The organism is Micromonospora palomenae (assembly GCF_007829925.1).
Taxonomy (GTDB): domain Bacteria; phylum Actinomycetota; class Actinomycetes; order Mycobacteriales; family Micromonosporaceae; genus Micromonospora; species Micromonospora purpureochromogenes.
Genome location: NZ_VIXA01000002.1, coordinates 25,613 through 36,606 on the forward strand (window position 1 = coordinate 25,613; position 10,994 = coordinate 36,606).

11 protein-coding genes are annotated in these 10,994 nt (G+C 72.0%); 4 read left to right on the forward strand and 7 right to left on the reverse strand.

The window, feature by feature from the left end:
- Nucleotides 1–204: 204 nt before the first annotated feature.
- Both FHX75_RS11080 and FHX75_RS11085 read left to right on the forward strand, forming a co-directional pair.
- On the forward strand, nt 205–1,740 hold the full coding sequence (locus tag FHX75_RS11080) for an NAD(P)/FAD-dependent oxidoreductase (RefSeq protein ID WP_154939091.1): 1,536 nt from the start codon (nt 205–207) through the stop codon (nt 1,738–1,740).
- A 95-nt stretch (nt 1,741–1,835) separates the two neighbouring features.
- A complete protein-coding gene (locus tag FHX75_RS11085; RefSeq protein WP_154939093.1) occupies nt 1,836–2,822 on the forward strand; it encodes an aldo/keto reductase in 987 nt (328 codons plus the stop codon).
- A gap of 9 nt (nt 2,823–2,831) precedes the next feature.
- On the opposite strand, the gene FHX75_RS11090 is transcribed toward FHX75_RS11085, so the two are convergent.
- From FHX75_RS11090 to FHX75_RS11120, 7 genes are all read right to left on the reverse strand, one after another.
- Nucleotides 2,832–3,353, reverse strand: a complete 522-nt coding sequence (locus FHX75_RS11090) for a GNAT family N-acetyltransferase (RefSeq protein ID WP_246157947.1) — start codon at nt 3,351–3,353, stop codon at nt 2,832–2,834.
- A 131-nt stretch (nt 3,354–3,484) separates the two neighbouring features.
- Nucleotides 3,485–3,880 (reverse strand): GIY-YIG nuclease family protein, encoded by a 396-nt coding sequence (locus FHX75_RS11095; RefSeq protein ID WP_154939095.1) that lies wholly within the window; start codon nt 3,878–3,880, stop codon nt 3,485–3,487.
- A gap of 160 nt (nt 3,881–4,040) precedes the next feature.
- Complete coding sequence (locus tag FHX75_RS11100; RefSeq protein ID WP_170285352.1) at nt 4,041–5,198, reverse strand: serine hydrolase; 1,158 nt, start codon at nt 5,196–5,198, stop codon at nt 4,041–4,043.
- Nucleotides 5,199–5,438: 240 nt separating this feature from the next.
- The gene (locus FHX75_RS11105; RefSeq protein WP_154939098.1) at nt 5,439–6,752 is read right to left on the reverse strand and encodes an AAA family ATPase; all 1,314 of its coding nucleotides are present in this window, start codon (nt 6,750–6,752) and stop codon (nt 5,439–5,441) included.
- Between the two features lie 160 nt (nt 6,753–6,912).
- Nucleotides 6,913–7,176 carry a hypothetical protein gene (locus FHX75_RS11110; protein WP_246157950.1) on the reverse strand — a complete coding sequence of 88 codons (264 nt, stop codon included), beginning with the start codon at nt 7,174–7,176 and terminating at the stop codon, nt 6,913–6,915.
- Complete coding sequence (locus FHX75_RS11115; RefSeq protein ID WP_154939100.1) at nt 7,173–8,420, reverse strand: FAD-binding oxidoreductase; 1,248 nt, start codon at nt 8,418–8,420, stop codon at nt 7,173–7,175. Before FHX75_RS11115 ends, FHX75_RS11110 begins: the two co-directional genes overlap by 4 nt.
- Nucleotides 8,417–8,629: a hypothetical protein gene (locus FHX75_RS11120; protein WP_088963740.1), complete on the reverse strand. Its 213-nt coding sequence runs from the start codon at nt 8,627–8,629 to the stop codon at nt 8,417–8,419. The genes FHX75_RS11115 and FHX75_RS11120 overlap by 4 nt, the downstream gene beginning before the upstream one ends.
- A 203-nt stretch (nt 8,630–8,832) precedes the next feature.
- Here FHX75_RS11120 and FHX75_RS11125 point away from each other — a divergent pair, with 203 nt between their 5' ends.
- Together FHX75_RS11125 and FHX75_RS11130 are read left to right on the forward strand one after the other, a co-directional pair.
- Nucleotides 8,833–9,885, forward strand: coding sequence for a DUF5919 domain-containing protein (locus FHX75_RS11125; protein ID WP_246157952.1), 1,053 nt, complete (start codon nt 8,833–8,835; stop codon nt 9,883–9,885).
- Complete coding sequence (locus FHX75_RS11130) at nt 9,882–10,757, forward strand: inositol monophosphatase family protein (RefSeq protein WP_154939105.1); 876 nt, start codon at nt 9,882–9,884, stop codon at nt 10,755–10,757. Before FHX75_RS11125 ends, FHX75_RS11130 begins: the two co-directional genes overlap by 4 nt.
- The last annotated feature ends 237 nt before the right edge of the window (nt 10,758–10,994 follow it).

A 10,994-nucleotide genomic window follows, 5' to 3' on the forward strand; every position in this document is an offset into this window, starting at 1 on the left:
GGTCCGACCCGCGACCCACCCACGGCGGGCCGCGAACCTGCCGGCCGGGCATCCCCCGCCTACGGCGGCTGACACCTCTGCGCCCCCCACCGCCCGGCCGCGACCGGCATGATCAGGAGTTCCGGGCCGGTGGATGTGAGACAGCGCAGAGAACGGGTAACCGCGCCTGTCCGACAGGACCCGAGGGCAGGGAGCGGCGTGAGGATGGACGAGCGTCACGGCACGGTGGTCATCGGCGCGGGCCCGGCGGGCCTGACCGCCGCGTACGAGTTGCTCAGGCACGGCGAGACGGTACGGGTGTTCGAGGCCGACGACGTGGTCGGCGGGATCAGCCGTACCGTCGAGCGGGACGGCTGGCGCTTCGACATCGGCGGGCACCGGTTCTTCACCAAGGTGGGCCGGGTCGAGGAGTTCTGGCACGAGATCCTGCCCGACGAGGAGTTCCTGCTCCGGCCCCGGATGAGCCGCATCTTCTACCGGGGTGCGCTCTACGACTACCCGCTCAACGCCGGCAACGCCCTGCGCAACCTCGGCGTCCGGGAGGCGGCCCGCTGCATGGGCTCGTACGCCCGGGCGCGGCTGCGCCCGCCGAAGGACCAGTCGCACTTCGAGGGCTGGGTGTCGGCGCGCTTCGGCTGGCGGCTCTACTCGATCTTCTTCAAGACCTACACCGAGAAGGTCTGGGGGATGCCGGCCGACCAGTTGCAGGCCGACTGGGCCGCCCAGCGGATCAAGAACCTGTCGCTGGCCCGCGCGGTGCTCAACGCGCTGCTGCCGCGCCGCAACCGCAAGGACGTGACCAGCCTGATCGAGGAGTTCCAGTACCCGAAGTTCGGGCCCGGCATGATGTGGGAGCGCTGCACCGAGGAGATCCGCAAGCGCGGCGGCGAGGTCAGCACCGGCACCTGGGTGAAGGCGGTGCACCGCGAGGGCAGGCGGGCGGTGGCGGTCACCGTCGACGGGCCGGGCGGGGAACGCCGGCTCCCCGCCGACCACGTCATCTCGTCCATGCCGATCTCCGAGCTGGTGGCCGCGGTGCGCCCGGCCGCCCCGCCCGAGGTGCTCGAATGCGCCGCCGACCTGCGCTACCGGGACTTCCTGACCGTGGCGCTGGTGGTGCCGGAGGAGTTCTCCTTCCCGGACAACTGGATCTACGTGCACGACCCGGCGGTGAACGTGGGCCGGATCCAGAACTTCGGCTCCTGGTCGCCGTACCTGGTCAAGGACGGCCGCACCTGCCTGGGGCTGGAGTACTTCGTGTTCGAGGACGACGAGACCTGGCGGACCTCCGACGCGGACCTCGTCGCGCGGGCCACCGCCGAGCTGGAGCAGCTCGGCCTGGTGCGGCCCGGCGCGGTGGAGAGCGGGTACGTGGTGCGAATGCCGAAGGCCTACCCGGTGTACGACGACCGCTACCAGCACAACGTCGACACCATCCGGGCGTGGCTGGCGCGGGAGCTGCCTAACGTGCACCCCGTCGGGCGCAACGGGATGCACCGCTACAACAACCAGGACCACTCCATGCTGACCGCCATGCTGACCGCCGAGAACATCGCCCACGGCGCCGGCCACGACGTCTGGACGGTGAACGTCGAGCAGGACTACCACGAGCAGAGCAACGACAAGGGCGGCGACGGGCGGCGGGGCACCGGCCGGGACGCGCCGACCGTGCCGGCACGTACCGTCGGCACGACGACCGCCGGCCGCGCGGCGGAGCGTCGACCGACCGGGGTCAACTGATCCTCACGCTGCGGGCGGTCCGCTGGTGAGCCCTTGACTTCGAGCACGCTCGAACGTCCAGGGTGGAGGCTCCACGTCGAAAGATGGGAGACCTCATGCGGTACCGCACGATCGGCACGGACCCACGGACCCGGCGCGAGGTGAGCGTGCTCAGCCTCGGCGCGATGCTCTTCGGCACCGCCACCGACGAGGCCACCTCGTACGCCATCCTCGACCGGTACGTCGAGGCCGGTGGCACCTTCGTCGACACCTCGGACAACTACGCGTTCTGGATGAACGGCGGGCAGGGCGGCGAGAGCGAGGAGCTGCTCGGCCGCTGGCGGCGCAGCCGGGGCGTCGGGGACGAGATCGTCGTCGCCACCAAGCTGGGGGCGCGTCCGCTCGCCCCCGGCACCAGCTACACCGACAACGCCGAGGGGCTGTCGGCCAAGGTGATCCGGGAGTCGGCGGAGCGCAGCCGGGAACGGCTCGGCATAGCCAAGCTGGACCTGCTGTACGCGCACATCGAGGACCGCACGGTGCCGCTGGAGGAGACGGTGGCCGCCTTCGGCGAGCTGGTCGCCGAGGGCGCCGTCGGGCTGCTGGGGGCGAGCAACCACCGGGCGTGGCGGGTGGAGCGGGCCCGCGCGCTGGCCGCCGCCGCGGGCCTGCCCGGGTACGAGGTGCTCCAGTACCACCACACCTACCTCCAGCGGCGTACCGACCTGCCCAGCGAGCTGGACCCGGACGGCGACCCCGGCTCGGTCGGCGGTGACCTGGCCAGCTACCTGCGGGCGGAGCCGACGCTGACGCTGGTGGCGTACTCGCCGCTGGTGAGGGGCGGCTACACCCGGCCGGACAAGCCGCTGGGCCCGGAGTACGACCTGCCGAGCGCGCCCGGCCGGCTGGCCGCGCTGCGGGAGGTGGCCGCCGAGACGGGCGCGACGGTCAACCAGGTGGTGCTGGCCTGGCTGATGGGCGGCGAGACGCCGTCGATCCCGCTGGTGGGCGCCTCCTCGGTGGCCCAGCTCGACGAGAGCCTCGAAGCGGTGGAGCTGGAGCTGACCGCCGCGCAGCGGGAACGGCTGGATGCCGCGCGCTGATAGGCGTCGTCAGGCCTTCAGGTCGAGCCGCCAGTCGTTGGAGCGCATCAGGCGCCCGGGCGGGTACTCGAACTCGGTCTCGCCGAGCAGTGTGAACCCGGCCTTGCGGCAGACCGCGTTCGAGGCCGGGTGGTCCACCGACGGGTACGCGTGCGCCCACCGGTGCCGGCCGTGGGCGCGGGCCTCGGCCACCACGGCACGGACGGCGGCGGTGGCCAGGCCCCGCCCCTGGTGCTCGGGGAGGATCGCCCAGCCCATCTCGTAGACCGGCTCGTCGTGCCAGACGCGTTCCCAGTAGCCGACGCTGCCGACCTTCACCCCGTCGGGCAGCAGCACCACGGTGAACATCGAGCCGCTGCGGGGACCAGGCCCTTGCAGGTACCGCTCGTGCCGGGCCAGCACCTGCTCGTCGGTCTCCGGGCCGCCGGTGTGGTGCCGGACCTCCGGGGTGTTGAGCCGGCGCAGCAGATCCAGGTCGTCCTCGTCCCACCGCGCGATGCGCACCTCGGTCATCCGTCCCCCGTCCGTCATGGGCGCCCATTGAAGCAACCCCCACCGACGTTCAGGGGTCACGAGCCGGCCCGACGTGCGCGGCCGACCGGCGGTGCGTGGTGCGGTCGCTGTGGAGCTGATGTCGCAAACGATTCAGCGCGACGATCCGTTCAGGGGGTCGGGCGCTGCCGGGGAACCTGCCGGTTGAAGCGCGGCTTCAGGGCCACCACCAGGGCGTCCTCGTCGGCCTCCGGGTGGTCGCTCTCCCGCCAGCGGACGATGCACCGGCCGAGCCAGCTCGCGATGTCGGCGGCCGACGCCACCGGCCCGGACCGGTCGAGCAGCTGACCGACCTGGTCGTGCAGCACGGAGGAAGCGCGGCTGCCGGTCAGGTGCTGGCGCAGCCGGTCCTTCAGGTTCGACGTCTGCCCCACGTAGATGACCGTGTCGCCGGCGACCACCACGTGCACGCCGGCGGCGCGGGGCGCATCCGCGACAACATCCATCGTGTACGGGCGGGAAACGGTGAAGCCCGTCAGCAGGTCCTCGTGTGTGATCTCGGCCATCCCCGGACGTTACCGAGGCGGGGCCACGGTCGGCAGCCTCGGCGAAAGTTCGCGGGGACGACGCAGGTCTCTTCACGCATCGGACCGCCACGTCTTCCGGCGGGCGAGCAGTGCCAGCCAGCCGGCGATGCGGCAGAACACGAGGTCCAAATGGAGAATCTCACCCCGGGCCGCACCCCGGGGTGACGTGGTCGGAGACGGTACGGGCGAGTTGTCGAACCGTCTCGCTGCCGCTGCGGAACGGGCCGGTGGTGAGGAACGCGACGGCTGTCTCCGCGCCCGGGGTGAGGCAGTAGCCGACGTCGTGGGAGGCGTCGGTATCGTCGCCGGTTTTGTGCGCGAGGGGGGTACCGGGCGGCAGGGCGGCGGGGATCTTGGAGTTGCGGGTCTGGTTGCGCATGAAGCCGATCATCAGGTCACGGGACGGCTCGGTGAGGATCCGGGCGTCCCAGACCGCGCCGAGCAGCGAGATGACGTCGTCCGGGCTGGTGTAGTTCTCCTCGCCCCGGTCGGCGCCACCGTCGAAGAGCTTGTGGGCCAGGACGGTGTCGCGCTGGTTCATCGAGTCGATCAGGGCGTTGACGGGCGCGAACCCGCCGAGCTGGTCGATCAGCACGTTGGCGGCGGTGTTGTCGCTGTACTCGATCATGTATTCGGCCAGCCGATGAGTGGTCACGAGCTGCGGGATCGGCTCGGACTTCAGCTTGCCCGCGCCGCCGACCACGTCGGCGCGGGTGACCCGCACTTCCCGGTCGAGCGACAGCTGCCCGCAGTCGACCCGGCGCAGCAGCTCGACCAGGATCCACAGCTTGATCACGCTGGCCGCCTTCGGCCGGAACGTGCCGTTGACCGCGATCTGCTGGTTGCCGTACCGGCCGGAGAGGTCGCGCACCGTGACGCCGGCCCGGTTGTTGGTCGCGGCGGCCACGACCTGGGCGAGCTGCCTGGTCAGCGGGGGCAGCCGACGACCGGCGGCGGGGTCGGTGGGCGGCTGCGGGTCGGTGACCACCTCGCCGACCAGCCGGTGGGGTTGCTGACGTGGGCGGACCACCTCGACAAAGCCCCGGGTGCGGCCGACCAGCGGCGCCCGGTAGGTGTAGGTCTTGCCCGCGGCGGTGACCCGGCCGCTCGCCGAGCCGCCGGCGACCCGCATCCCCGGGTCGGCGATCCGGCCGGTGTCACCGTCGCAGGCCCGGTAGCGGACGGTGCGGGCGGCCGTGTCGACCGAGAAGACCCCGCTGGGGAAGGCCAGCCACGCCGCAGCGCTGGCCGGCCCCCGCACCGGCCCCCACGCCGGCGCCGGCCCGATGCCGTCCACCGGGGTCGACCCCGACGTGCCGAGCAGCGCGAGCAACGCGGCGGCCCCGACCGCCGTCCATCGCCGCCTTTTCGGTGGTACGCGAACAGCCCTCTCCCGTGACGGCGAAGATGAGTGCCCGGGTCGCATCTTCGTCATTTCCGTACGATATGTAGCTCACCGTCCCGTCGGCGGCGGCGGTGCCGGTGTCACCCGTCCGAACCGAGGAGTTCCAGGAACGGGCCGGGGCGCTGGACCCGGCTACGTCGCGCCCAGGTGCGTGAGCATGGTCTGGTTCGCCACCCAGCCGTCGGGAAACTTGACCGGCACGTCGAGGTGCACCGACTCGGTCGAGGGGTGGGCGTCCAGCAGCTCGCCGATGCCCGCCCGCGCCACCACGATGCAGGCGTGCCGGTGCCGGGACGCCAGCACACACAGCCGCCCCGACTCCAGGTGGAAGGCCGTGGCGTCCCGCCGCCCGGAGAGCGGGTGCAGCACGATCGTCACGTCGTACTCGCGGCCCTGGAGCCGGTTGGCGGTGTCGACGGTGACGCCCGCCCCGGCCTCGCCGAGGTGGGCCCGGATGGCGGCGACCTGGTCGCGGTGCGCGGCGCCGACGGCGATCCGGTCGGCGGTGACCGGCGCGCCGGCCGGCGCGTGCTCGGAGACGGCGACCGCTCCCCGCCGCAACACGCGCAGCGCCAGCGCGGCGCACGCCGAGGCAGCCTCCGCGTCGGTGCGCAGGGTGTGCCGGGCCGGCAGTTCGTGCAGCGCCCAGCCCGTCGTAGCGGCCGACTCCACCGCCGCGTCGAGCGCGTCCCCCGGTCCGGGCTCGGTGAACGACAGCGCCCGGTCGCTGGGGCCGGTGCCGGCGCGGAACCCGGTGAACGGGTAGAACGCGGCCGCGACCACCGGCGCCGCCGACGCGGGCAGCCGCCAGGACACCGGCAGACGGTGTACCGGCAGGTCGGGGTTGTGCCGCAGCAGCACGGCCACCGCGGCCTGCATCGGATCCCAGGTCAAACCGGTCCAGCGCGCGGTCTCGACGGTGGAGAACGGATCGAGCTGGCCCGGGTCGCCCACGAACAGCGCCCGCTCGAACCGCCGGGCCACGCGCAGCAGGGCGTCTGACCGCATCTGGTACGCCTCGTCGACGATCGCCCACGGCCAGGAGCCCTCGGTGACGGTGGCCCACTTGGCGGCCGTACCGATGATGACGGCCGGGCCGCCGAGGTCGGCGACCTTGGCCGCGACCTTGACCGTTTCGTGGCCCTTCACCCGCTCCGAAGGCTGGTAGTCGGCGGCGGAGAGGCGGCCGATGCGCAGCTCGGGGGCCTTACGGGCGAGGCGGTCGATGAGGTCGTCGACCTGCTCGTTGGTCTGCGCGATGATGATCAGCGGCTCGCCGGCGGCGGCCAGCTCGACGGCGGCGCGGACGACGAGGGTGGACTTGCCGGCGCCGGGCGGGGAGTCGACGACCACGCCGCGGTGGTTGCCGGAGCGCAGGTCGGCCAGCACGGCGGTGATGACTCGTTCCGCCTCGGCAGCGGGCGGTATCGCCAACCCGGTCAGCATGCCGTCACCTCCTCGCAGGCGTTCCGCACGATACCGGCCCTGACCAGAGGTCCGGCCGCTGTACCCGACCCAATCCAGCCCGTCCCGGTTGTGCCGGGCCACCCGAGGACGACGGAACGCTCCTCGGTGCCTGTGCCAGCAGGCCACCCTGCTGCGGCCGTCACTCCTCACGGCGGGTAGCGCAGGCGACGTGATCGGACTGCCAGGTGCGCAGGGCCCGCTTGATGCGCTGGTTCTCGGCGCGTACGTCTTCGAGCTGGCGGGACTGCTTTAACAGCTCGAAGGCGAGCCGGTGCAGCAGTGCGTCGACGTCGTCGACCTGGTAGCCGCGCCGCCCGCGCCGGGTCAACGGCAGCGGCACGGTGGTGATCCGGTCCGGGGTGAGCGGGTCGCGCAGGGCTTGGCGGCTGCGGTAGACGGTCATCGCCAGGGGATCCGATCCGGCAGGTGGATTCGCGCGGCGGGCACCCCGGCGGCGAGCAGCCGCAGCCGCGACCCGGCCAACATCGGCGGCGGCCCGCACACGTACACCTGCTGGTCGGGGCGCAGGTGGTCGAGGGCGACGGTGAGGGCGTCGCCCCGCTCCCCCGGCTCGGCGAGGGGGTCGTGGGAGAACACGGGCACGATCCGCAGCCAGTCGTGGGCGCCCTGGAGCTTGTCGAGGCTGACCGCGTCGTACAGGTCGGCGACCGTGCGGGCCCCGACGACCAGGGTCACCCGCCGGCCGTCCGGGGCGGCAGCGACCTGCTCGACCAGGGCGCGCAGCGGGGCCAGCCCGGTGCCGCCGGCCACCAGTAGCAGCTCCCGCTCGTCGCTCAGGTACAGGCCAGTGTCCATGGGTGGGCCGAGGTGGAGCAGCTCTCCGGGGCGTACCTCATGGACCAGGCTGGTGGAGACGGCGCCGGCGGGGACCGCGCGGACGTGCAGCTCGAGGGTGCCGTCTGGGCGCGGCGCGTTCGCCGGGCAGTACCAGCGCCACCGGCCGGGCCGGCGCGGCGTACACATCGGCACCGCCTGGCCGGGCCGGTGCGGTAGCCGCCGCCACGGCCGTACGGTGAGGATGGCGACGCCGTCGCAGGCCCGGTCGTGGTCGAGCACCTCGGCCGGCCACCAGGCCGGGCCGTCCCCCACCCGCCCGGCGGCCCACTCGACCAGCCGCCACGCCCTTTTCCACCCTTCGCTGGTTCCCAATGCTTGTCGAAGGATGACGGCATGCGCCGGGCGCAGGCCGTAACGACGGTACGTCCGGCCGAGCACCGCTAGCAGCGCCAACCGCCCGGCGCGGTCGTCGCCACCGGTCATGAGGCGGTCCAGCGCGGCGTGGACCAGGGGTGCCTCACGCTCGGGCAGCAGGCCCGGGCAAAGGTCCTCCACCGCCGCCCAGAACTGGTCGGCGCTAGCGGTCGGGGTTGCGACTGTCGGCTCGCCACGCGCTTCCAACACCCGGACCAGGTAGTTGACTGCCCGCCGGTGCTGCGCCTCGGACCAGCCCAGGCCGTGCCACCCGTCGAGCAGAGTTGCGCCGCCGGGCGCGGTGGTAAGCGTCGGCGCCAGATGCGCCGTCAGCCGGTCCCAGTCCACCCCGATCAGGTATGGGGACAGCTCCGCGTCGCCCACAAGCAGGCTCAGCCAGTGGGCGACCGCCTCGCGTACCTCCGGCTCGGTCACGCCATCTCCTCCTCGGTGAGGCCGGCGGCGGCGAGGGTGGCTCGGCCCCAGCGGGCCAGGCGGCACGGGTACGGGACGCGTTCGCTGCGGCAGAGCAGGCCGTGTGGCCAGCTCTCCGGGACATGGACGCGGACCGCCCGTGCGGCGAGGACCAGGTCCTCGTCGGTGACCGGGGTGAGGACGGGAAAATCGGCGAGTACGGCGGACATGGGTGGGCGCCTCCGGCGTCGTGGTGCGTGGAGTGGCGCTGGGGCGGGCGGGGACGGTCGTCGTCGTTCGGGTCGACGCGGCCGGAGCCCAGCACCCGCCCCGGGCCATGCATCCACCCTGGTCAGACCGCCGGGGAGGCAATATGACTACGGAATGCACCTTCGCGGTAACTGCGCTGCACCTGCCGGCGCTAGGCTGCCCAATGACCGATCTCGACGTGATCGAAGGCGGCACGATGACGACCGTCCACCGGTGGACCGGCCGGGAAACGCGAGCGCTGCGCCAAGCCCTACGGATGAGTATTCGGGACTTCTCGGCGCACCTGGGCGTTGCCGAGCGGACCGTGTCAAAGTGGGAGGCCGGGCAGGATGGCGTTCGTCCGCGTCCGGAGATGCAGGCCGCACTCGACACGGCGCTCGGCAAGGCGAGCACCGACGTTCGCGACCGGTTCGTCGCGGCGCTCCACGTCGGCGAGGCATTGCCACCGGCCGGCGCGACTCGGTCGGACCTGGGGGCGGTGGCGCGTCAGCGGGTGGGTGCGGTCCGGGCCGCTGCCGGGCTGACCCCTGACAGCTTCGCCGATGTGCTGGCCTCGCCCCTCGGCTGGCGACCCAGCGCCGAGGCGGTGCTGCGTTGGGAGACCAGCGAGACGCCACCGGGGAACGTGATGCTCGCGCTCGAGGCGCTGGGCCAAGGCCCCGTCCCGCCATCCTCTGATGGCCTCGCCGGCCTGACGGCGGTCTACCCCAGCCGGTCTCAGCTCTCCGCGCGCCTTCCGGCTGACCAGATCCTCGACGGTGCCCAGGATATTCGGGCGGTCGGCCTGTCCCTCAACATGCTCTGCCAGGACTACGCCGACCGGCGCTGGAACGGCCTCTTGGAGAGCGGCGCTCATGTTCGTTGCCTGTTCCTCGACCCCGCCGGCTCGGCTATCCAGGCTCGGGAGGTGGAGGAAGGCTTCGCGCCCGGGCAACTGTCGGCGCTGACCAAGCTCAACGTCGAGACGCTGCTTCGGGTCCGCGACCGGCTTCCCGCCGACCTGCGGGACAGCATGGGGCTGGCGACGTACGACGAGACGCTTCGCTTCAATATCGTGCTCGTGGACGATCTGTGTGTGGCGCAGCCCTACCTGACGGAGAGCCGTGGAGTGGACTCCCCCGCCTTCGTCATCCGCCGAGACCCGCAAGGCACTGGGCTGTACCCGGTATTCGAGCAGGTCTTCGAGTCGCAGTGGCAGCGCGGGCGGCGGCTGTGAGCGAATACCGGGAGCTGCTGCCGATCGCAGTGGAGGCCGTGAACCGCGCCGCGGAGGCGATGCGGCACCGGTCCCCAGGCGCGTTGACGGTGAAGGGCGACCGCGACTTCGCCTCGGAGCTGGACTACGCGATCGAACGCGACATGCGCGCCTTCCTCAGCGCTCAAACGCCTGACATCGGATTCCTCGGCGAGGAGGAAGGGCGCACCGGCTCGGCCGACATGCAGTGGGTCCTCGATCCGATCGACGGCACGGCGAACTTCGTTCGGCGTCTGCCCTTGTGCGCCGTCTCGCTCGCGCTGGTGCACCGTACCGAGGCGGTACTCGGCGTTATCGAGCTGCCCTTCCTGGCTTCGCGATACACCGCCGCTAGGGGTGACGGTGCCTACGCGAACGGACAGGAGATCAGAGTCAGCAGCACGAGCGAGGTTGGCGTGGCCATCGTTGCCATCGGGGACTACGCCGTAGGTCCGGACGCCGAAGCAATGAACCGGTTGCGCCTCGCCCTGACCGCCCAGCTCGCCGCCGAGGCGCAGCGCGTGCGCATGACTGGGAGCGCGGCAATCGATTTGGCATGGCTCGCCGAGGGCAGATTCGACGCAGCGCTGACGTTGTCCAACCATGCGTGGGACATGGCGGCCGGGGTCGTCATCGCGCGGGAGGCGGGGGCCGCTGTTATCGATCAAGACGGTGCCGACCACGACGTCAACTCCGCCGTGACGCTCGCAGCAACGCCTGCGCTCTCTGACGCTGTGCTCGCTGTCTACCGGAAAGCCGCCTCGGCCGTAGATGTCGTCAGTCATCCGCTCAACCGCTCAGGCACAGTCCCAGACAGTCCGCCCCCACCGGCAGCAACCGGTCCGACAGGTTGAGGGCCCACTGCCGGCCCCGGCCGGCCGTCGGCAATGGCATGCCCGCCGCGTTCGGCGCCCAGCCGGACCAGCCGGCGGACCTGAACTTGTTTCAAACCGGCCACTGCAAGGATCCACTACAAGCAGGCTGGGGGACATCTGCACCCACCTCAACCGGTTCATAGACAGACGCCGGGTTACGAGACATCGCTTAGCCTTGTCGTCAGGTATGTCCTCTAATTGTTGACACCTTTAGCT

What these genes read in the sequence shown, in the direction of transcription:
- FHX75_RS11080 (WP_154939091.1), top strand. Translation starts at nt 205, where the DNA reads ATGGACGAGCGTCACGGCACGGTGGTCATCGGCGCGGGCCCGGCGGGC.
- FHX75_RS11105 (WP_154939098.1), bottom strand. Translation starts at nt 6,752, where the DNA reads ATGCTGACCGGGTTGGCGATACCGCCCGCTGCCGAGGCGGAACGAGTC.
- FHX75_RS11090 (WP_246157947.1), bottom strand. Translation starts at nt 3,353, where the DNA reads ATGACGGACGGGGGACGGATGACCGAGGTGCGCATCGCGCGGTGGGAC.
- FHX75_RS11110 (WP_246157950.1), bottom strand. Translation starts at nt 7,176, where the DNA reads ATGACCGTCTACCGCAGCCGCCAAGCCCTGCGCGACCCGCTCACCCCG.
- FHX75_RS11095 (WP_154939095.1), bottom strand. Translation starts at nt 3,880, where the DNA reads ATGGCCGAGATCACACACGAGGACCTGCTGACGGGCTTCACCGTTTCC.
- FHX75_RS11120 (WP_088963740.1), bottom strand. Translation starts at nt 8,629, where the DNA reads ATGTCCGCCGTACTCGCCGATTTTCCCGTCCTCACCCCGGTCACCGAC.
- FHX75_RS11125 (WP_246157952.1), top strand. Translation starts at nt 8,833, where the DNA reads ATGACCGATCTCGACGTGATCGAAGGCGGCACGATGACGACCGTCCAC.
- FHX75_RS11085 (WP_154939093.1), top strand. Translation starts at nt 1,836, where the DNA reads ATGCGGTACCGCACGATCGGCACGGACCCACGGACCCGGCGCGAGGTG.